This is a genomic window from Paenibacillus sp. 598K (assembly GCF_003851045.1).
GTDB lineage: Bacteria > Bacillota > Bacilli > Paenibacillales > Paenibacillaceae > Paenibacillus_D.
In genome coordinates, this window is the sequence record NZ_BFBX01000046.1 from 1 (window position 1) to 20,999 (window position 20,999).

The window sequence follows — 20,999 nt, forward strand, 5'->3', positions numbered from 1 at the left end:
ATGGCAGCTGCATCGTCTGGCATCTGCCCCTCTCTCCATATGGCAGCTGCATCGTCTGGCATCTGCCCCTCTCTCCATATGGCAGCAGCACGGCGCGCCTCGCGAGCGACAGCGTACGCGCTATCCATGATCGGCGATCGAGTCTCTGCATCAGCCGCTCCTGATAACCTTCCCGCCGCACCGTCGCGACGATCTGTCTGCCGATAGATGCGCTCGACGGCCAGCGCCTCCAGGTGGAACACCGGCACCGCGTATTCCCGCAGCTGCGATAGCGGCTGAGCCGCTTGCCAGACGGATACGCCCGCTTGCGCCAAGCGCTGACGGAGCGCTGAAGGCAGCGCGCCGCCCACCGAGTCCGGCGCTTGTCGCCCGGCACTCCTGGAGCGATGCGAGGTGATATCCTCTCCGAGTTGTGCCGCGCCGCGCAGCAGCCAAAAATCCGCCGGGCGCGACGCCTTGCCTGATCCGCCCGACGTATTGGAGAACGAAACGCTCCCTCTGCGATCGCCCCATACCGAGGAACGCTCGCCGGGCATGATGAAGCCGGCATCGCCAGTGGTCGGACCTTCGAGCTGATCGCTATGCACGCCTAAATCGGTCACTCCGCCTACACCCTCACGCGCACCTGCCACGCGTCCCAGACCAGCGCTGACACGCGATACCGGCGCGCCTCGCTCAGCTGCCGTCCCTGCGTCTGCACCGCCGCGTACGCTCCGCTCGGCTGCCTTGCCTGCGCTTGCAACGCGCAGCACGTCTGCGACGGTCCTTGCGCCTGCGCCGCGGCGTACACCAGCAGCCTCCATCGGCTGGTCGACTGCCGCCAGCGCCGCGCACTCCCGCCGCCAGCAGCCCTCGCTCCAGATCCATACGCTACCCGCCATGTCCGAGCCCCTCTCTCTGCGGTGCCACCGGCGCCCGGCGTCCGAACGCACACGGCCAAATAATTAGAAAAAAGAGGGCTTCCGCCCTCAACGACCTTGTATGGCTTTGCATACAATGCAACATGAAAGAAAAAAGAACAAGTGCGCCGCTCGCACTATCAATGCAAGCAGCGCGCAATACGCGGGTCCGGCTTACAGCTCGTCGTCCAACAGCTCCGGATCCAGATCGTCATAATCGCCTTCACCGTCAAAGCCGTAGTCCAGACCTTTGCCGTCATGGCCTTCGCACCCGCCCGGGCAGACCGCCACGCACACTTTGGTCTCCGCGATCATCTCGACGGCGAATTCCCGCTCCACCCGCAGCACAACGGACGTGCCGCTCGAAGAGATATTAGCCTCGATGCAGTTCGGATCCTGCGTCGCTTCGGCCGATACTTCCTCCGTGGAGGTTCTGTGTTTGGCATCCAGGTAAGAGAGCGGGACGCTTTCTACATAAGAGATCGATTCCTTTGCGACGTCAGTTTGCGAGTTTTTGTCATAGGAATACCAGATGTTGATATCGTAAGTACCGATGACCTCGATTCCGTCGCCCGAACGCACCGCTTCGTATTGATGATTAATAATCCAGGCACCCAGTATACTCGTCGGATGCTCGGGCGGTGTGACATTATGGGTAACGGTGGAAAACTTACGACCCTTGCCGCAGACAGCTTTCGTTATAATTTCTCTGCACTGAAGCTGTTTATCTGCCAATGCCATCGACTTAACCTCCTCCATACAATCATTCAATTAAAGTGTATGCAGGACATGGGCAAATGTTGATAAATCTGGGCGCGGGAATCTCGAACCTTTTGAAAAAGCCGGGCATGGGCGCGAGAAGCCAAGCGTTGATAAGAATTTGTATAGTTGCGCGTGGTTAGATAGAGGCATTACTTACATAGAGGTGAACCGCATGCGTATACACGTGAAATCATCGTGGCCGCTCATCATGACGTACCCGGTGAAGGAAACGTGCCAACAACTAGACCTGACCTATCTTCATGCAGCGCTGCGCGAGGAGGATAACGAACAAACGTTGCGCCGGATGCTCACCGTCTTGCGGGCGAACCAATATATGACGATCCGGGATGTGCTCCAGTCGAGCTGGCAGGAGTTATCTGCGTTGCGACAGATGGGCGTCGCCAGCTGCCAGTTGCTCGGATCGCTGCTCGAACGGATCACCGTTCAGCCCGATCTGCTGGTCGACGAAGCTGTCGCCCAGCGGGAGCAAAAGCTGCACTCGATCAAGGAACGGCTGCGCGAGATGGGATTGGTTAAATAATCGCAGCTGCGCGCCATTGCCAAGTCCCGGCATGGACAAGCATTGATCGTTACTTGCGCTGCAGCAGCACCTCATCGAACCAGATATCCTCGTAATCCGTCGCAATCACGAAGCGCCAACCCGGCGCAAGTCCGAGATAGGGCAGGATCAACGGATTCCAGTCTTGCACATGCGCCGCATGAAGCGGCACAAAAAAATCGTCGGCCTCCGAGTAAGCGCCCGACCAGATATACCACCCCGTCGTATCGCCTACAGGGGGCAGCCGAAGTCCATGGATCGGCTCCATCCGCGACTTCACATTCCATGCGATCCCTACCTTCAGCGCGGGATCGCATGCCACATACTCCGCATCGTATCTCTCGCAAACCTCCTTCTGCTGCCTCGTTAAGGCTTGCTCTGATTGGCGCTCCTCCATCCTTGTCCACTCCTCCTCCTCATTTTCAGCTTGCGCCGAACTGTAGTCCTTCTGCCCTTCGCAGATACCGTTCACGCGGATGCAGGTCGCGGCATCGGTTTTTTCCACCGTTTGGCGATCGACAGGTATCGCTCCAATTCGTGACAGAGCTGCAACACAGCCGCTCGCACCTCGAACTCCTCGCGCGTCTGCGGGAGCGGCATCTCGCGGTATCGCTCCTCCAGCTCGTCCAGCTCTCGCTCCACAGCACCGATATATACGTCAGACTTCACTTCCTCCGTCAGTCGCAGCAGGACATCCGCTAGCAGCAGGCCTTGCGGCACCTTTTCGTAGACCAAGGCGATCAGTGTCAGCATCTGCTGGATCGACTCCAGTTGCTGACTGCGCATCTCGAAATACGTGTGCCAATAGGCCTCGTAGCGCCATAGCCGATTTTCCTGATAAGTAGACGAGCGGTCCTGCCCCTGCTTGATCAGGTCGTCCGCCAGCAGCAGCTCCTCGCCGTTCCACATATGGCGGGGATTTTGGAGCGTCATCGCCAACTCCTGGAAAATCTTGCTGAATGTCGCCTCGATGCGATGGCGAAGATCCTTCAGCTTGTGCTCCTCCCGGGGCATGTACAGCATGTTGACGATCGTCGCCCAGCCGAGCCCGGTTACGAGCAGCATGATCTCATTGCCGATGAGCGCGAGCGACACCTCTTCCTTCTGGAAGACGTGGAAGACGATGACCGAGCTGGTGACGATGCCTTCCTTGAGCTTCAGCCGGGTGAGGATCGGGAAGGCGATCAGGATAAAGATCGACAGCGCCCAGATCTCGAAGCCCAGCAGCGTAAAGATGAGCGAGGCAAAAAACAACCCCAGCACCGAAGCCATCATCCGGGTCGCGACATTGCGAATGCCGCGCATACGGGTGACCTCGACGCCGAGGATTGCCAATAGACCAGCCGACAAGGCCGGCGTCAGTCCAAGATACATTGCGGTGTAGATCGCCGCCAAGCCGGCGATGGCCGTTTTGATAACGCGAATTCCGATCACTTTGCTCCCACCCATTTCATCGATGCCTATTGTTTATTATAGATTATATCGGCTATTGGGTTCGCTCGCAAAGCCTCTTTTGTCTGGGGGGGCGCACGGGGAGCTAACGCTCCTTCCAGCCTGCCATCAATCTGCGCTCCACCAGCGCCACCACCTGGTACATCAGGGCCGCCACGACAGCGATGACGATGAGCGACGACAGGACGAGCGTAAAGTTGAATACCTGAAATCCGTAGATGATCAGATAGCCAAGCCCGGCCTTGGCAACCAGAAACTCGCCGACGATGACGCCGATCCAGGCCAGACCGACGTTGACCTTAAGCGTCGAGATGATGACCGGGTACGAGTCGGGCAGCACCGCGAGGCGGAACACCTGGCCGCGCGTCGCGCCGAACAGCTGCAGCACCTTGATGTAATGGGGATCGACCTCGCGGAATCGATTGTAAATGACGAGCGTTGTGATGATGACCGTAATCGACAGCGTCGTCGCCACGATGGACAGGAAGCCGGGTCCGAGACTGACGATGAAGATCGGCCCCAACGCCACCTTGGGCATGCTGTTGAGGACGACGAGATACGGATCGGCCACTCTGGAGACGAAAGGGAACCACCAGAGCAGCGCCGCCAGCAGTGCTCCGCCAATCGTACCGAGCAGAAAGCCGACGATTGTCTCCGTTACCGTCACGCCGATATGCGGCGGCAGCGTGCCGTCGAGCAGCGTCGACCAGAGCTGATGCGCGATCCGGCTCGGATAGCTGAACAGCAGCACATCGATCCAGCCCCAGCGGCCCGCCGCCTCCCACCAGCCGAGGAACAGCAAGAGCAACGCCAGTTGGACGGCGTGCACCGCAACAGTCCGCCGTCTGGCGGAGCGACGATAGCCGGCATGCAGTTGACGGAGCCAGCCGGCTTGCGATTGGTCACAGCCTTCCTCCTGCTGCGAGGACTTAATCTGGGGTCGGCTTGTCATGGGCATCCGCTCCTTCCTCGCTGGCATCCAGCTCTTCCCATATCGCATCGAACACGTCCTGGAAGCCGGGGTGTCTGCGCGCTCCCGTCGGCAGCCGCTGCTGGATCTCGCGCGGGATATTGAAGACCTGGCGGATATGGCCAGGTCGGCTGCCGAGCACGATGACGCGGTCGCTCATCGCCGCCGCTTCCGCCAGATCGTGGGTGACGAGCACCGCCGTCTTGCCCAGTCGGCGCAGCGTACGCTGGACGAGATCCTCCAGCTGCAGCTTGATCTGCATATCCAGAGCCGAGAACGGCTCATCGAGCAGCAGCACCTCAGGTTCGGTCGCCAGCGTCCGCACGAGAGCTACCCGCTGCCGCATGCCGCCTGACAGCTCATGCGGATAACGCTCCTCGGTGCCGCCGAGCTCCATCTCCTCCAGCAGCCGTCTCACCTCTGCGGTTCGCTCGCTTGTGATCGCGCCTCGGACCTCCAGCCCCATCCGCGCATTGTCGAGGATCGTCCGCCACGGAAACAGATAGTCCTGCTGCAGCATATAACCCACCTTAGTCGAGGGTCCGCGCACCGGCTGGCCGTCCAGCAGGATCTCGCCGCGCGCAGGCGGGAACAGGCCCGCCAGCAGACTGAGCACAGTCGTCTTGCCGCAGCCGCTCGGGCCGACCAGACTGACGAATTCGCCCCGTCCGACGCTCAGCTCCAGCCCTTCCACTGCGAGGGAGGCGCCTTTGTCATTGACATATACATGCGACACACTGTGCAATTCCAGCATCGGCTTCATCTGCGTCTCCTCCCTTTCATGACGGCATGCAGCGGGCTACTGGCCGGCGTCCTGGATCGCCCGCTCGGCGAAGCGGTTGTCGACGAGCTCGGCATGCTCTACCCGTGCCTTCAGCTCGCCGGCCGACTCCATCACATCGAGCAGATTGTTCCACTCCGCTTCGTCGACGATCGGATCGGACGCATAGGAGCCTTGATTTTTGTAGCGATTGATGACCATGATGACCAGCTCGCGGTCGGTATCCTCGAAGAACGGCAGCACGCTGTCGGCGATGACGCCGCTGTCCTGCTCCATCACCCACAGCTGGGCTTTGTGGATCGCCCGGGTAAAGGCGGCGATCGCCTCTTCGTGGTCCTTCAGGTAGCTGGCCTTGGACATGAAGACGGTATAGGGCAGATGCCCGCTCTCGGTCCCGAACGAAGCGACGACAGACCCGCGCCCCTCCTGCTCGAAGATCGACGCCTGCGGCTCGAACAGCTGCACATACTCGCCCGTGCCCGATGCGAACGCCGCCGGGATGTTCGCAAAGTCGATATTCTGGATCAGCTCCAGGTCGGCTTGCGGGTCGATGCCATGCTTTTTGAGCGTGAACTCGCCGGCCATCTGCGGCATGCCGCCTTTTCTTTGCCCGAGGAACACACTCCCCTTGAGCGATTGCCAGTCGAATGCTTCGTCGGCCTCGCGGGCCACCAGGAACGTGCCGTCGGTCTGGGTCAGCTGGGCAAAGTTGATGACCGGATCGGTCGCGCCCTGCTGCGCCACATAGATCGAGGTCTCCGAGCCGACCAGCGCGATGTCGATGCCGTCCGAGAGCAGCGCCGTCATCGTCTTGTCGCCGCCAAAGGTCGTCGTCAGCTCGACGTCGAGCCCCTCCGCCTCGAAGAAGCCTTCGCTTAGCGCGACATACTGTGGCGCGTAAAACAGCGAGCGCGTCACCTCGCCGACTCTGAGCTTCACGGTGTCCTGCCCGTCCTTCTCCCATAACCCCGCGATCAGCGCAGCGATCATCACTGCCACGACGACCAATGCCGCCCCTATCCGCATGCGCATAAGTATCCCTCCACCTTGGTTCATTTAAGTACTCCTAGCCTATGCGGGCGTGTGGGTGTTTGTGAGTAGACAGGGGCCCAGTGCAGCCACACACAGGGACATGTTGCATAATAGCAAGACTCATGTTAAATTTAGAGTAATTACTCTAAAAAATAAGGTGATCCTTATGTCTACCCGCGCCAACATCCTGTCCGCTGCCGTCCGGTTGTTTAACCAGAGCGGCACCGGACAGGTATCGACCAATCATATCGCCAAGGAAGCAGGCATCAGCCCAGGCAATCTTTATTATCATTACCGCAACAAAACCGAGATCATCCGGGCCATCCTGGAGGAGATGTATGCCCGCTGGGACGAGGTGTGGACCTTTGCTGCGGATGAACCGGTGACGATATTCGGCTTTCTCGGCAAGCTGCGGTTGAACTATGGCCTGCTGTGGCAATACCGTTTCTTCTACCGGGAGGCCATCATCCTCTTAAGCCTGGATGACCAGTTGAAGTCGCGGCATATCCTTATGACCGAGCAGCGCTTCGCAGATCAGGCCGCCTTTGCGCAGCAGATCCGGGCGGCCGGCATTCTCTCCGGCCCCGAGGATCCCCGGGAGATGAGACGGCTGCTCTCCGCATGCTGGATGATCGCCAATAACTGGCTTGGTCTGGTGGAGATGAATGGCGAGGAAGTCACCGAACAACAAATGGATGAAGGAATCGCAGTGCTGATGACGGTGCTGCGCCCTTATCTGAACGAAGGAGCATTGCACCATGACGAAAAAAGCAGCTAATGAAAAGGAATCCACCGGCCACCTTTCCCGCCGCAGCTTCCTGAAGGCCGTCGCAGGCGGCGGGATCCTGCTCGCCGGAGGCGGACTGTGGGGAACGTTCCAGCGCGGCGTATTTTCCACCGGCAAGGGACCCGCCTACACAGGCTGGAAGGAGTGGGCGGCCAGGCAGACCGCCGGCAGACAGCCCGAGAGCGGACTAGCTTCGGCGATCCTCGCCTCCAACGCCCACAACACCCAGCCCTGGCTGGTCTCCGTGAAGGGCGACACCATCGATCTCTATATGGATCTCTCGCGCAATATCGGCTCCATCGATCCGTTCTATCGGGAGATGTATATCAGCTTGGGCTGTTTCCTGGAAAATCTGCATCTGACAGCCACTGCCCAAGGCTATGGCTGGCGCGAGACGCTGCATGCAGGAGATTTCCGTCAGGTACACGTAGCCCGGCTTGAGCTCAGCGATCGCCCGCTGGATGCAGCCTCGCATCATGCCGCACTGTACGATGCCATCCCGACGCGTCACACGAACCGTGGGGCCTATGATACGGGACGCCCGGTAGACGAACGGCTGCTGCGCGAGCTCTCCGCGTTGCAGGACGGAAGCGGGCCCCGGCTGCACTGGTGGACAGCAGAGGCCCACAGACAGCAAGTCGGCCGCTTGGTTATCCAAGCGACCGAGGCCATTATCGCCGATGAAGTGCAAGCGCGCGACAGTCACCGCTGGTACCGTGAGAGCTGGGACGAGCTGCAGCTGCGCAAGGATGGGACGACGCTGGATGCCACGGGCAACGGCTTTCTCATCCGTGCGTTCGGCAAGCTGATCCCGGTCTCGGAGCAGACCGCCCACGATTACTGGCTGGCTTCGACCCGGGATGTGCAGGTTCCGACAGCTGCCGCCTTTGGCGGCATTACCGTGCCAGACCCTTCGGACCGGCGGCAGCTGCTCGCTGCCGGCCGGCTCTGGCAGCGTCTGCACCTGTCGGCTGAGCAGTTGGGACTGGCCATGCAGCCGCTCAATCAGCCTCATGAACGTATCGATCGCGAGCGTCAGCTCGGCCTGTCTCCGGGATTCTCAGAGGCTTACAGCCAACTGCCGGGCCTCTCGGGACAGCCGTGCATCTTCACATTCCGGATCGGCTATCCGGAGTCAGTGGCTCTCCCCAGCCCGAGACGAGGCATGGAAGAGATCCAGGTGCATGGATAAGTCTTGTGAAGATGGGGTCCGGGATCAAGCGGACGCCGCTTCAGCGGATGCCCCGGCGCCGCGCGGCTGCCGGACGACACTCTGTCTGCCGTCGATACTGACGGGCACCTCGCCATCGATGGTGACCCGGCGCACGATACGCTCCTGGTCCTCATAGTCATTGATGGCATAATGCTGCGTGGCCCGGTTATCCCAGATCACCACATCGCCGGCTTCCCACCGCCAGCGCACCGTATTCTCCAGCTTGGTCACATGTCCCTGCAGCAAGGACAGCAGCTGGGCAGAATCCGCGGAGGACAGTCCGATGATCCGTTTGACGAAGTGGCCGAGCACCAGGGCGCGCTCGCCGGTCTCCGGATGGACGCGGACCAGCGGGTGCTCGGTTTCGTACAGCGTCGATCGGAACACCTCGCGGTGATGGCGCACCGCCTCATCGGAGACCTGATTGCGCTGAGCGGCATAATCATAATCGTTGCTATGCAGCGCCCACAGGCCATCCGCCAGCTGACGCAGCGCCTCGGGGAGATGCTCGTAAGCAGACACTGTATTGGCCCAGACCGTATCCCCGCCTGCTGCAGGCACTTTGACGGCCCGCAAGATCGAAGCCTGCGGATACGCATCGACGAAGGTAACATCCGAGTGCCACGAATCCGCACGTCCTCCGTGCGATGCATCAAGCTCGAGAACATAGCTGGTGCCCTGCTTGATCGGGACGGTCGGGTGGGCCACCGGACTGCCAAGCCTTGCGGCAAAGGCTTCCTGACCGGCATCGTCCAGATGCTGCTGCCCGCGCAGGAAGATGACTTTGTATCGCAGCAGCGCTTCCCTAAGCGCGTCCAGCGTCTGCTGATCCAGATCGCCCGCCAGCCGGACCCCGCGGATCTCAGCGCCTATTCTTCCTGCTACCGGATGGACAGACAAGCCCTTCTGCTCGCTGGATTGAACCGTTTCAACATTGCTCATCTACATAACCTCCCATAATATGATTTCTTCTTTCGGCCGAACCGACTTACCCGTTAACTGCAATATTGCGTCCCAGGCCTTCCACTTGTGCTGGATGGGCCGGTCTCTCCAGACCGAGATGGCCGCGCAGCGTAGTTCCCGAATATTCGGTACGGAATAACCCCCGTCGCTGCAGCTCCGGGATGACGCCTGCCGCGAATTCCTCAAGGCCTCTCGGCAGATAAGGCGGCATTACATTGAAGCCATCCGCCCCGCCGCCCTGGAACCATTCCTCCAATTGGTCGGCGATCTGGACTGCCGTGCCCGCATACGTACGGTGACCGCGACCGCCAGCCAGCCGGTGCAGGAGCTGGCGGATCGTCAGATGCTCCCGCTGCGCCAAGTCGATGACCAGCTGGAAACGGCTTTTGTTGCCGTTGATCTCGTCCAGGCTCGGCAGCTCTGGCAGGGGGCCGTCCAGCGGATAGGTGTACAAGTCGACACCAAGCATATTGGAGAGCTGGTTCAGTCCGTACTCCGGCACCGTCAGTTCATTGATCTCCTGCTCTTTCTCCCTTGCTTCCGACTCCGTCGCCCCGATGACGGGGCAGATCCCGGGCAGGATCTTCAACTGGTCCGGCGTGCGGCCATATCGCAGCAGACGCGCCTTGACATCGCTGTAGAAGAGCTGGGCTTCCTCCAGTGTCTGCTGGGCCGTGAAGATCGCTTCGGCGTACCGGGCGGCAAATGCCTTGCCGTCCTCGGAGGATCCGGCTTGCACCAGCACCGGATAACCCTGCGGCGGACGCGGGATATTGAGCGGTCCCCGGACCTGGAAGTGCTCGCCGGCATGGCCGATCGGCTGCACTTTGTCGGGATCGGCGAATACCCCCGATTCCCGGTCGACGACCAGCGCATCATCCCGCCAGCTGTCCCACAAGCCCGTCGTCACCTCCAGGAATTCTGCCGCCCGCTCGTAGCGCTTGTGGTGCTCCGGATGCGTGTCGCGGTTGAAGTTGTTGGCCTCGAACACGCTGCCGGAGGTGACGATGTTCCAGCCCGCGCGACCGTTGCTGATATGGTCCAGTGAAGCGAATTTGCGCGCCACATGGTAGGGCTCGTTGTAGGTCGTGGAGACGGTCCCGATCAGTCCGATCCGTTCGGTTACGGCAGCCAGGGCGGATAGCAGTGTGAAGGGCTCCAGCCCGACGAAGGCGCCGTGCTTGATGTGGCGGTTGACCGCCAGACCGTCTGCGAGGAAGATCGAATCGAACTTGGCCGACTCCGCCGCTCTGGCCAGCTCTTGATAATAGCGAAGATCCGTAATGCGCTCCGGGCGCGTTCCCTTGTAGCGCCATGCCGCTTCGTGATGGCCGACGTTCATCAGGAACAGATTAAGATGCAGCTGTCTTTTCTGCTTGCTCATGGTTCCAACACTCCTCTCAAAATAGCTTGCCTAGCAGAGCGTTCAAAAGCTACGTTCATGTAGCCGAGAACTTCTCTACTACTCTCTCGCTGACGGTTTCCAAGCCGTCAGACGCTGCTCCAGCGTAACCAGCACGTAGTTGACGATCAGGCCGATGACGGAGATCGTTAGGATGCCTGCATACATCTCCGTAATGAGGAAACTGAACTGCGAGTACTGGATCAGGTAGCCGAGTCCCGAGGTGGCGCCGACCATCTCAGCCGCGACCAGCACCAGGATCGAGCTCGCTCCCGCCTGACGGATCCCCACGAATATCGTGGGGATGGAGGCCGGGAGGATGACTTTGCGGAACAGACCGACCGAGCTCAGTCCCATCGAGCGGGCGGACTTGATGAGCAGCGGGTCGACGTTCTTCACCCCGCTGATCGTGTTCAGCAGCAGCGGGAAGGAACAAGCATAGAAGACGATCGCCACCTTCGACGTCTCGCCGAGTCCCAGCAGCAGGATGAATATGGGCAGGATCGCAAGCGCCGCCGTATTGCGCATCAGCTCCAGGAACGGATTGAGGTATTCGGAGACCGGCTTCCACCAGCCGATCGCAAGGCCGAGCGGGATGCTGACCGCGATCGCGAGCAGGAAGCCGCCCAGCGAACGCGACAGGCTGGCTGCCGCATGATCGCCCAGATCGCCGGACAGCAGCAGCTGCCACCAGGCAGCTGCCACCTCGCTCAAAGGCGGGAAAAAGGTCACATTGACCAGTCCCGTCCGGGGAGCAACCTCCCACACCGCCGCCAAGGCGAGGATGACGATTGAATTCTTGAACAACTGCCGCAGCCTGGCATACAGCCAGTCTGCTCCCCCCAGGCTGCGCCGCTCGCGCAGCACGAGTTCCCCTGCTCTGCCGTTAGCCATGGTCGGCCGCTCCTTTCCGGGCTGCTCTGCCCTTGCCGGACTTGAAGCCCTCCAGCGTCTTGCTCTTCTCCTGTTCCTGCGCGCGGCTCACCTCGTCCCGCAGCAGCTCCCATATCTCATGACGCAGCTGCACAAACGCCGGGTCGGACCGCAGATCGCCAGCCAGATCACGCGAGGCAAAGGGAATATCGATCACTTGCTTGATCCGCCCGGGACGGGAGGACATGACAGCTACCCGCTGGCCGAGATAAACAGCCTCTTCGATGCCGTGCGTGATGAAGATGATCGTCTTCCTGGTCGTCTCCCAGATGCGCAGCAGCTCGCTTTGCAGCGTCTCGCGGGTCTGGGCATCCAGGGCGGCGAATGGCTCATCCATCAGCAGCACCTCGGGGTCGTAGGCAAGACTGCGGGCGATCGCCACCCGCTGCTTCATCCCCCCGGACAGCTCATGGGGATAGCGGTCTTCGAAGCCCTCCAGTCCGACAAGTGCGATGAACTCGCGGGCTCTGCGACGACGTTCCTCGCGCTTGACGCCTTTGGCCTCCAGACCAAACTCGACGTTGCCCAGCGCCGTCTTCCATGGGAATAGCGCATACTGCTGGAAGACGATGCCGCGGTCCAGATCAGGACCCGTGATCGGCTTGCCGTCCAGCAGGATCTGACCGGTGCTCGGGGTGCTCAGCCCGGCGAGCAAGTCCAGCAGCGTCGACTTGCCGCAGCCGCTCGGGCCGACGATAACCATAAACTCGCCCTGCCTCACCTCCAGGTTGATATCCTGCAGGGCGGAGATCGGCTGTGCCTGCTCCTTCAGCTGCCCCAGATTGCGCTGGATCCGAAACGTTTTGTGCACATGCTCCAAGCTCAGCTTGACGCTCATGACGCCATCTCCCTTCTTCTAGCGGGTTCACTTCTGATAAGGGTTAAATTCGTTGGTGTACAGCTCCTCCGAACGGTAGGTGCCGCTCTCCAGTTCTCCCTCATTGACGAGCCAGTCGATCCAGGTCTGGAACTCGCGATCCTCGATCAGCCCTCCCTCTCCGGAGATGCCAGTGCTCTTCCAGTACTGGACTGCCGTCGTGTCTTCCTTGCGATTACGCTCTCGGATAATCTTCTCATAGCGGGCGACAACTTCTTCCCGGGGCGCGTTCCTGGCCCACTCGATGGCTTTGGCTGTTGCCTCGACGAATTTGCGCGCCGCATTGGGATTGCCTTCGATAAACTTGTCTGTCAACACGTAGCTGCCGGCGCTGAAGTTGCCGAAGAGCTCCCGATCCGTGAAGAGCGGCCGGATACCGCCTCGCTCCAGCGCCTTGTCACGCAGCAGTCCCCCCATTGCAGCAGCATCGATCTGCTCGGCTCTGAGCGTCTGCTCGGAGGTTACCGGCGGGACGACCACGAGGGTGACCTGTTTGATCTCCTCCGGCGTCAATCCGGAGCGGTGCAGATATTCCTTGATCACAAATTCGTGATGGGCGCCCAGCGTATTGACTGCGATCTTCTTGCCGATCAAATCTCTGGCCGACTGGATCGGGCTGTCATCCAACACGTAGTAGCCGGTCCAGGTCAGATCATCGACGCCATAGTAGCTGATGACGGCCTGGATAGGCGCCTTGGCGGCGATCAGCTTGACGATCGCCCCGTTGAAGGCTCCGCCGAAATCCGTGTCCCCGGTCACAGCGGCCTGGATATCTTGCGGACCGCTGATCGTGTTGCCAATGAACTTGAGCTTGAGCGGTGCCAGGTAACCCAGATCCTCGGCCAGCTCGGGATAAGTGACCGCGCCTACGCTGCCCTGATAGCGCAGCTCCGTGACTTCTTCTCCGCCGCCATCCGGCGAGGCCGATGCGCCTCCGGCGGTGCTGCCGCAGGCACTAGCCAGCGTCGTCGTCCCTAGCAATAAAGAGAGCACAAACAGTCGGGCTTTGCGATGTTTCTTCAATTGAAGACCTCCGTTCAGTCAAGTAGTCGACAATTTCAATAACCCTAAATTCCTATATACTTACTATGCTTTGTTGCATATAATTGACTATAAAACCAGCTCTTCGGAGTGTCAACGCTCTGACAACAACTGACCATCAATGACGACGAATGACCACGTTCAGCCGGATTAGGAGTGACTTTTATTGCGGAGGAGGCGTACATGTCATGCCTATGCGTCAATTTAACCTACTGACCGTACATGAAGCCATGGAGCTGCTGGACATCAGCAGATCAACGCTGGACAGATGGCGGAAGCACAAGCATCTTCCGTTCAAAAAAATCGGCAAAGAGGTCCTGATCGACAAAAACGAGCTCGAGCAATGGATTCACCTGCATTCCACCGTCCTGGGCGAACCGGCAAAACCGACAGCCCGCGCCGCTGACCCTGATGCTGACGAATCTCAAACAATTGCCGTCGGGTATCAGAGTCGTTCCGCTCAGGTATGGACTTCGCTGGTGATGAAGGAGCTGGGCTGGTTCGAGGAGGAGTTAGCCTCGATGCGCGGCGGCGTACCTGCAGAGGTGCGCTGGGTGGATGCAAGCAACGGCCCGCAGCTGCTGCAGCAACTGATCGGCGGTCATCTCCAGCTCGCCTCGCTTGGCGACTATCCGATTGCGCTGAGCTTCTCACTCAGCCGGATGCTGCCTGCTTTCCGTCCGGTGCTGCTGGCTTTTGACGGCAAGAGCGCCCCTGGCGAGGGACTGTCGCTTGTCGTGCGCAACGATATCCGTATTCATCACGCTTCCCAGCTCGCAGACTTCGCGGTATCCGCCGTCGCCCAGTCCAGTGCTGGAGGCAGACTGCCAGCACTGCTGCGCAGGCTGGGGATCGCGCAGCAGGCCGAGGTGCTGCACCGTGAGCTTGACGACAGCATGTCCGCACTTCATCAGCGCCGGCTCGGCGCCAGTCTGCTTGGCGAGCCCTATATTAGTCTTATGAAGCATTATGGGACAGGAAGGGTCATGTTCCAGGAAGAGATCGAGGAGGATTATGTGACCGGGGTAATCGCAGACGAATCGTGGGCGGAGCACCATCCCGGCGCAGTCATCGCCTATCTGCGGGCCCATTTGCGCGTTCATCATTTCATCCGCAGCGACCCGGCCAAGGCGGCGGCGATCGTCTCTCGCATCCGGGAAATACCGTCGGAGGTGGCCGCGCGCGTTATGGCCGCCATTCGTTGGGATGCGGCCATATACAAGAAGGATATGCAAACGCTCGAACGCCTTCATCCGGAAGAGGGGCATCCCTCGGAAGCCCTGTTCTCCCATCCCGGAGGCATCCCCTGCAGGCCGGAGTTCCTGTACCGGGCCATGGAGTCCCTGAAACTCCCGGTGCCGGGCGATGGACCGATCCAAGGGGAATGGATGAGACATGAGTTGTACTGACTACACCTGGATAATGATCAGCAGGATCATCGGCCGCCTCTTGTCTATCTACATAGACGAATTTTTTGTTTATCAAACGTTAATGCAATTTCCATGGCTTGTTTATTTTCCGGCATGCGCAAGTTTATTTGGAGCCCGGATAATGAAATAGACTAAAGAAACTGCTGATAAGCAAAATGGAGGAGCAACCGATGCTTACAAAAGACCAGGCTTCCATTTATGTTCATGAAGTAACCAAAACCTACGGCCCAACATCCGTTGTGGACAAGGTATCGTTCACCGTCTGCCCGGGCAGGGTAACGGGATTTTTGGGACCGAACGGTGCGGGGAAATCGACGACCCTTCGTATCCTGCTTGGATTGGACCGTCCAACAAGCGGAACCGCGTTAATCGAAGGCAAACCGTATGTTGAGCATGCTCAACCGTTGCGGACGGTTGGCGCGATGATCGATGGCGCATCCGCTATTCCTGAGCGCCGCGCGATTGACCATCTCCGTTGGCTTGCACAATCCAACCGCATTGCAAAGCAACGCATACCAGAGGTATTGGACATGGTCGGACTGACTCAAGCGGCCCGCATGCGGGTTCGCGCCTATTCCTTGGGCATGAAGCAACGCTTGGGACTGGCGGCGGCTCTGCTCGGCGAGCCGCGGATTCTGGTGTTAGATGAGCCTGTCAACGGGCTAGACCCGGAAGGCATCCGGTCCATCCGACGTCTGCTGCGCGACTATGCGAGGCAGGGCAATACCGTGCTGTTGTCCAGCCATCTGATGGATGAAACCGCCAAAATTGCCGATGATCTCGTCATCATCAACAAAGGACGCATCATTGCCTCCGGTTCGTTGGCTGAGGTCACGTCGGGTTATGACTCGTTGGAAGAAGCCTTTTTTGGTCTAACGGGCATTAAGGGCGGTGAAAGCTGGTGATGGCAATTATCCGGTCTGAGTTCACCAAAATCATCACCCAGCGGAGCGTATGGATTGTCGCAGCGATTTTGTTAGCGATTAACCTTTTTTATCAGTATCAGGCCTTTTCCTTGAACTTGGAAACCCTACAAACGTTAGATGAGAACGGCATGCACTGGTGGTATGGCAAACCTGTAGATGCCGAGCTTGATTTCTTTGATACGATGGGCGCGGTTCTTTTTAACCCGGGCTTATTCTTCATTCTGCTTGGGGCTGTTATTGGCGGGGCCGAATTCCGCGCGGGTCAGCTGGGATTAAGCGTGCTGGCCGTCCCTGCCCGGCCCCGGCTCGTCATTGGCAAGACGATAGCGGCAGTCCTGTTCGCATTGCTCTCAGGGCTGGTTTATGCGGCTCTGACGTTCATCTTCACATACCAGTGTGTGAAGGGGTGGCAACCGGGGCTCATATGGCGGCCGGAAGCGTGGATAAAAGTAGCAGGCGGCGTCTTTTTCATGGTCGCCATAACCGTGCTCACGCTTGGCGTGACGCTAGTGACCAAACGAACGCTGTACGGAATTCTGATCATGGCAGGAGCGATACTCATAACCATGACTCAAATCTTGACGCTAGTGAACCCGATCCTGGACGCCTGGACGCCGATCAGCGCAGCCCGTAACCTGCTATTGCAGTCGGACAGCGGCGTGGCCGGTCCGCCCTTCAGTTCAAGTCCCGAACTTGGGGCATGGGTACTGGCTGTCTGGTTGTTAGGTCTGTTCCTTGCTTCCATAGCTGCGGTTACGCGGAGGGATGCGCGATGAACGAGAGGACTGCGCCGCCGGCCATCCGTCTTCGAGATGTGGTTGCCGCAGAAACAACCAAGATCATCACCCATCCCGCAAGCATCTATACGCTTCTGCTGGCGTTAATGCTTAATCTTGCCTTTGCCATCATTGACGCTGCAGGAGTCATGTTCTCTGTGCATGCCGATCAACCGCCAGCCACGCTTTCCGACTTTGGAGCAGTGATGTTTTTTCCGATTTATGTGTTCCTCGTTATACCGGTGATAGCGGCTAGCAGCGAGTACAAGGACGGGCAATTCAGGCTGACTCTTGCCACCGTTCCCAATCGCAAGCGTCTGATGTATGGGAAATGGATTGCCATGGTCATGAGCATCCTGTTAGCCTTCCTGATCGCCGTTCTCCCAGCTCGCGTCATCCTGGGGATGACCGATGGACTTCATGCCGGCTCCATCCTCGCAGACCTTGGTCGGTGGATGGTTGTTTACGTGCTAATGAGTTGTATCGCGTACGGTTTGGCCGGGTATTGGCGCAATGCCATTGCCCCGCTGGCGATCCTCGTTTTCATTCCCGTCGTCATTGCGACAGGCGTGTTGATGCAGTGGCCGCAGTTGTTGCGGTTTTTGCCGGATCAGGCGGCTATGAGTGTGCTGGGCGCCCCGGCCTATGAGATGACCCGATTGCCGGTACCGATTGCTCTTCTTGCGCTGACCGGTTGGGCCGTCGTATGCCTGCTGGCGTATGGGCTGGCGCTACTCCGGCGGGACAGCTGACTGAAGCCCGCTCAGACGATGCTATAATAGACGTTGAGGGGGGATAGCTGTATGCATCCGATTCGAATCATGGTCGTAGACGATGAGCTGGAGATCGCTGAGCTGATCAAGGATTACTTGGAAGAGGAGCAGTATGACGTCATCATCAGTACCGATGGCAAGGAATGTCTGGCACGGTTCAGGGAATACCAGCCCCAGCTTGTCATTCTGGACATTATGCTGCCGGGTTTAGACGGCATGGAGGTGTGCAGGACGATCCGGGCGGAATCGAATATACCGATTATTATGCTTAGTGCGAAGAAGACCGAGATCGATAAAATATTAGGGTTGGGGCTGGGGGCTGACGATTATGTGGTCAAGCCCTTTAGCCCAGGCGAGGTTGTAGCCAGAGTCAAAGCCCAGCTGAGGCGGTTTCATCAGCTCTCTGCGCCTAGCGGCGAAGGAGACCTCAGGACATTTGACAACCTGGCGATTGACTTGAAAGCCTACACCGTAAAAGTGAACGGGATATCGGTGGAATGTACGGCGAAGGAATTTGAAGTGCTGCGGTTCCTGGCGCTGCATCCCAACCAGGTGCTGACCCGGCAGCAAATCTATGACAGTGTGTGGGGACTTAACGAATACGGCGACTTGAACACGGTGACGATCCACATTAAAAAAATCCGCGAGAAAATCGGGGATAACCCTGCTGCCCCTGTCTTTATTAAAACCGTCCGAGGCGTTGGCTATAAATTTGGGGGGCGTGAACAATGAGGATTGGCATTCGGAAACGGCTGATCTTATCCTTTCTGTCTCTGCTTTTCCTCCCCATTTTTGTCATGCTCCTGACTGCAAATCTATCCAATATGCTTGCAGATGTCCGGAATTTGCTAATAATATTGGCATTCTGCATTCCGTTTGTGATGTGCTCGCTTGTGTTGGTCTGGATTATTAGATCCAATATACTGAGACCGCTCTATGAGCTGGTTGCTGCTACCCAAAAAATAACAAGCGGCCATTACGATTTCTCGCTTGCCTACAACAAAAATGATGAAATGGGCGATTTGTGCGCAGCCTTTGAGCTTATGAAAGATAAGCTTAAAGCCTCGATGCAGAAACAGGCCCAGCTTGAGCATTCTCGCAAAGAGCTGATCGCCAGCATATCACACGATCTGCGGACGCCGATGTCCTCCATCAAGGGATATGTGGAGGGGCTGCAGGACGGCATTATTCATGACAAGGCCAGATTTAACCGTTACATCAGCGTGATTAAAAATAAAACGGAAAGTCTCGATCATCTGATCGAAAGCCTGTTCCATTATGCTCAGCTCGATATCGCCGGTACGCAAGAGGCGCTATGTACGCGGGACTCAAGAGACATATTGGCTTCCATCCTTGCACCGATAGAAACGGAGTTTGTCGATCTGCCGGCACAGCTCCATGTCGTCAAACCGTTTCCCTCCGTTCGCATACATGCCAATGAAAATAGCATCGCGCAAGTTTTCGACAACCTGATCAGTAATGCCAGACGGTATATTCGTGAAGATGGAACGATCCAGATCGAAGCCGTCGTTGATGGGGATTGGCTGAAAGTTTCAGTCGCGGATAATGGAACAGGCATATCGGAGGAGGCGCTGCCTCAGGTGTTTGACCAATTTTATCGTGCCGAGAAATCCCGTTCTAGAAGCTTCGGCGGAGCAGGGCTTGGACTGGCCATATGCAAAAAAGTCATCCAACATCACGAAGGAGCGATCTGGGCCGAAAGCAAGCCAGATGCAGGCGCCACCTTCTTTTTTACCTTGCCGATTCGTTAAGGACGCCAAAAAGCCGTCGAGACGACGGCTCCGATGGGTCTGGCGGCATTGTCTATAGCGAAGCGCGGATGACCGCGAGTTAATCGTTCTCGCCCTGACTAATCCCCAGACGCTCCAGGTAGGGCGTAATTTTTTCTTTCAGTTCCTTTACGTCGGCTTGCTCCTCTGCGGTCAAACGCTTGGCATCAAAATTCCCGTACTCGTCGACGCTCTTGCCCTCATAGGACCGTATCCGTTCCAGCAGCGCCTTGAATTCCTTCAGCTCCTCGATCGTAAACGACCGCTCGGCTTCGTTGATCTTATCCAACCAATACCTGTCGGTGCTCATGAGCTGCGCCTCTGTCAGCGGTGTTTCGACCTTTGCCATCTTTTCGAATACCGGCTCCAACTGGCGGGCAAGGTCTTCATAGACCAGCTGCTCCTCCTTGCTGAGCGACTTCGGATCGACCGTGCCGTCTGCATCGCCATGCTCTGCGGCAAACTTGGAGAACCGCTTCATGACCGCAATAAATGATTCATATTCCTCTTCGCTTACCTCATGCTTGATGCTTTGCAGCTTGGCCTCCAGCCGTTCATAATCCATACCAGCGCCCCACATCGCTTCGGCCTGCTGCTTGGACCCATAGATCGCGTCCGCCAGATAGGTGTATCCGGCATAGGCTCCTGTCGGTACGATCAGCGCCGCTGCAAGTACCGTGACTACCATCCATTTTCTTCCCTTCATCTGTCTGCCTCCTTTGATTTGTCTCATCATTCGGTCCTTCATCTCCGGCGGGGGCGTCACCTCGACGGATTCCTCGCGGTATGCTTGGCGCAGCCGATCCTCAAGCTTCATGAAGCTCCCCTGCCTTTCCATTGGTCGTGTGTTGGTGCTGTTGACGCAGCTTGGACAATCCGGCGTGAATCCGCGACTTGACTGTACCGAGCGGGATATCGAGTATACCTGCGATCTCCTCCTGCGTATACTCGCTCAGATAATGCAGGACGATCACCTGCTGCAGCTTGAACGACAGCCGTCCTACCCCTTGCAGCAGCATCCGGTTCGTCATCTGGTCGATCACGAGCCCGGAGAAGTCCTCCTCTAACCGATCATGCAGCCGCTCCGACCGCCCGGCGAACCGGAATTGCATCCAGCGCCGACGACGATGGGCGCGCACATGCTGCATGACCACCCCCATTAGCCAGTGGCGCAGCGGCCTCGCCGGGTCATAGGCGTGCAGCGACCGGTGCAGCTGGATATAGCTGTCCTGCACGATATCCTCGGCATCCGCCCGATTGCCGACCAGATAATAGGCGGCGCGATAGATATCCGTCACAGTCCGCTCATAGAGCTCTCCATACGCTTGCTTGTCCCCGTCTGCAGCCATCGCCGCCAGACGTTCGAGCTCTCGACTGCCGTTCATGTCTCTCTCCCCCTCCCTCGTATAATCGTATTTGTAAGATCATTTCGCTCTTTTTCCAGCTGATCCGGACAGTTGAAATAGGACGAAGTGAATTTCCAGCAGGTGTTAGGTTGGCGGGCGTAGCCGAACCCGTACCGGAGTCCGAAGGGCGAGGAACGGAAGTCGGAGCCGCTCATCGCCAGACCACCAAGGACCGGATCTTTGGGGTCAGCTTTTCCCTGCCGGTACTCCGGCTCCCTCATTTGCGT

At 58.4% G+C, this 20,999-nt stretch carries 23 protein-coding genes; 9 read left to right on the plus strand and 14 right to left on the minus strand.

All coding sequences use genetic code 11. The features are described 5' to 3' along the window. Positions 1-881 (minus strand): hypothetical protein (locus PA598K_RS14925; RefSeq protein ID WP_148091946.1); only part of this gene is annotated, 881 nt, incomplete at its 3' end. A 192-nt stretch (positions 882-1,073) separates the two neighbouring features. Then, a complete protein-coding gene (locus PA598K_RS14930) occupies positions 1,074-1,640 on the minus strand; it encodes an outer spore coat protein CotE (protein WP_128657737.1) in 567 nt (188 codons plus the stop codon). Between the two features lie 193 nt (positions 1,641-1,833). On the opposite strand from PA598K_RS14930, the gene PA598K_RS14935 reads away from it, so the two are divergent. Then, positions 1,834-2,202 (plus strand): hypothetical protein, encoded by a 369-nt coding sequence (locus PA598K_RS14935; RefSeq protein ID WP_128657738.1) that lies wholly within the window; start codon positions 1,834-1,836, stop codon positions 2,200-2,202. A gap of 49 nt (positions 2,203-2,251) precedes the next feature. Here the strand turns inward: PA598K_RS14935 and PA598K_RS14940 are convergent, their stop codons facing one another. The 5 genes from PA598K_RS14940 to PA598K_RS14960 all read right to left on the minus strand — a co-directional run bounded on the left by PA598K_RS14940 (position 2,252) and on the right by PA598K_RS14960 (position 6,455). Further along, on the minus strand, positions 2,252-2,617 hold the full coding sequence (locus PA598K_RS14940; protein ID WP_128657739.1) for an immunity protein Imm33 domain-containing protein: 366 nt from the start codon (positions 2,615-2,617) through the stop codon (positions 2,252-2,254). 71 nt (positions 2,618-2,688) lie between these two features. Continuing rightward, entirely contained in the window at positions 2,689-3,654 is a 966-nt protein-coding gene (locus tag PA598K_RS14945) for an aromatic acid exporter family protein (protein WP_128657740.1), read from the minus strand. Between the two features lie 103 nt (positions 3,655-3,757). Continuing rightward, positions 3,758-4,624 carry an ABC transporter permease gene (locus PA598K_RS14950; RefSeq protein ID WP_128657741.1) on the minus strand — a complete coding sequence of 289 codons (867 nt, stop codon included), beginning with the start codon at positions 4,622-4,624 and terminating at the stop codon, positions 3,758-3,760. Further along, a complete protein-coding gene (locus tag PA598K_RS14955; RefSeq protein WP_128657742.1) occupies positions 4,602-5,405 on the minus strand; it encodes an ABC transporter ATP-binding protein in 804 nt (267 codons plus the stop codon). The genes PA598K_RS14950 and PA598K_RS14955 overlap by 23 nt, the downstream gene beginning before the upstream one ends. Positions 5,406-5,441: 36 nt before the next feature. Next, entirely contained in the window at positions 5,442-6,455 is a 1,014-nt protein-coding gene (locus tag PA598K_RS14960; protein ID WP_185601989.1) for an ABC transporter substrate-binding protein, read from the minus strand. A gap of 166 nt (positions 6,456-6,621) precedes the next feature. Between PA598K_RS14960 and PA598K_RS14965 the strand changes: the two genes are divergently transcribed. Continuing rightward, positions 6,622-7,233, plus strand: a complete 612-nt coding sequence (locus tag PA598K_RS14965; RefSeq protein ID WP_185601990.1) for a TetR/AcrR family transcriptional regulator — start codon at positions 6,622-6,624, stop codon at positions 7,231-7,233. Further along, positions 7,214-8,434, plus strand: coding sequence for an Acg family FMN-binding oxidoreductase (locus PA598K_RS14970; protein ID WP_128657744.1), 1,221 nt, complete (start codon positions 7,214-7,216; stop codon positions 8,432-8,434). The genes PA598K_RS14965 and PA598K_RS14970 overlap by 20 nt, the downstream gene beginning before the upstream one ends. Before the next feature lie 24 nt (positions 8,435-8,458). Here PA598K_RS14970 and PA598K_RS14975 read toward each other — a convergent pair whose 3' ends face one another. The 5 genes from PA598K_RS14975 to PA598K_RS14995 all read right to left on the minus strand — a co-directional run bounded on the left by PA598K_RS14975 (position 8,459) and on the right by PA598K_RS14995 (position 13,653). Further along, positions 8,459-9,397 carry a TauD/TfdA dioxygenase family protein gene (locus tag PA598K_RS14975; RefSeq protein WP_128657745.1) on the minus strand — a complete coding sequence of 313 codons (939 nt, stop codon included), beginning with the start codon at positions 9,395-9,397 and terminating at the stop codon, positions 8,459-8,461. 46 nt (positions 9,398-9,443) lie between these two features. After that, positions 9,444-10,802 (minus strand): LLM class flavin-dependent oxidoreductase, encoded by a 1,359-nt coding sequence (locus PA598K_RS14980; protein WP_128657746.1) that lies wholly within the window; start codon positions 10,800-10,802, stop codon positions 9,444-9,446. Positions 10,803-10,880: 78 nt separating this feature from the next. Further along, entirely contained in the window at positions 10,881-11,714 is an 834-nt protein-coding gene (locus PA598K_RS14985) for an ABC transporter permease (RefSeq protein ID WP_128657747.1), read from the minus strand. Further along, the gene (locus PA598K_RS14990) at positions 11,707-12,591 is read right to left on the minus strand and encodes an ABC transporter ATP-binding protein (protein ID WP_128657748.1); all 885 of its coding nucleotides are present in this window, start codon (positions 12,589-12,591) and stop codon (positions 11,707-11,709) included. The genes PA598K_RS14985 and PA598K_RS14990 overlap by 8 nt, the downstream gene beginning before the upstream one ends. A gap of 27 nt (positions 12,592-12,618) precedes the next feature. Further along, positions 12,619-13,653: an ABC transporter substrate-binding protein gene (locus PA598K_RS14995; RefSeq protein ID WP_185601991.1), complete on the minus strand. Its 1,035-nt coding sequence runs from the start codon at positions 13,651-13,653 to the stop codon at positions 12,619-12,621. A gap of 206 nt (positions 13,654-13,859) precedes the next feature. Here PA598K_RS14995 and PA598K_RS15000 point away from each other — a divergent pair, with 206 nt between their 5' ends. The 6 genes from PA598K_RS15000 (at position 13,860) to PA598K_RS15025 (ending at position 19,348) form a co-directional block, all read left to right on the plus strand. Then, positions 13,860-15,080: a helix-turn-helix domain-containing protein gene (locus PA598K_RS15000; RefSeq protein WP_185601992.1), complete on the plus strand. Its 1,221-nt coding sequence runs from the start codon at positions 13,860-13,862 to the stop codon at positions 15,078-15,080. Between the two features lie 191 nt (positions 15,081-15,271). Then, the gene (locus PA598K_RS15005) at positions 15,272-16,006 is read left to right on the plus strand and encodes an ABC transporter ATP-binding protein (protein WP_128657751.1); all 735 of its coding nucleotides are present in this window, start codon (positions 15,272-15,274) and stop codon (positions 16,004-16,006) included. Beyond that, positions 16,003-16,803 (plus strand): ABC transporter permease, encoded by an 801-nt coding sequence (locus tag PA598K_RS15010; protein WP_128657752.1) that lies wholly within the window; start codon positions 16,003-16,005, stop codon positions 16,801-16,803. Before PA598K_RS15005 ends, PA598K_RS15010 begins: the two co-directional genes overlap by 4 nt. After that, positions 16,800-17,555: an ABC transporter gene (locus PA598K_RS15015; protein WP_128657753.1), complete on the plus strand. Its 756-nt coding sequence runs from the start codon at positions 16,800-16,802 to the stop codon at positions 17,553-17,555. Before PA598K_RS15010 ends, PA598K_RS15015 begins: the two co-directional genes overlap by 4 nt. A 51-nt stretch (positions 17,556-17,606) precedes the next feature. Further along, positions 17,607-18,308 carry a response regulator transcription factor gene (locus tag PA598K_RS15020; protein WP_128657754.1) on the plus strand — a complete coding sequence of 234 codons (702 nt, stop codon included), beginning with the start codon at positions 17,607-17,609 and terminating at the stop codon, positions 18,306-18,308. Continuing rightward, positions 18,305-19,348 (plus strand): sensor histidine kinase, encoded by a 1,044-nt coding sequence (locus PA598K_RS15025; protein ID WP_128657755.1) that lies wholly within the window; start codon positions 18,305-18,307, stop codon positions 19,346-19,348. Before PA598K_RS15020 ends, PA598K_RS15025 begins: the two co-directional genes overlap by 4 nt. Before the next feature lie 79 nt (positions 19,349-19,427). On the opposite strand, the gene PA598K_RS15030 is transcribed toward PA598K_RS15025, so the two are convergent. Continuing rightward, positions 19,428-20,183, minus strand: a complete 756-nt coding sequence (locus tag PA598K_RS15030) for a DUF3600 domain-containing protein (RefSeq protein ID WP_185601993.1) — start codon at positions 20,181-20,183, stop codon at positions 19,428-19,430. After that, the gene (locus PA598K_RS15035) at positions 20,173-20,751 is read right to left on the minus strand and encodes a sigma-70 family RNA polymerase sigma factor (RefSeq protein ID WP_128657757.1); all 579 of its coding nucleotides are present in this window, start codon (positions 20,749-20,751) and stop codon (positions 20,173-20,175) included. The genes PA598K_RS15030 and PA598K_RS15035 overlap by 11 nt, the downstream gene beginning before the upstream one ends. Positions 20,752-20,999 lie beyond the last annotated feature (248 nt).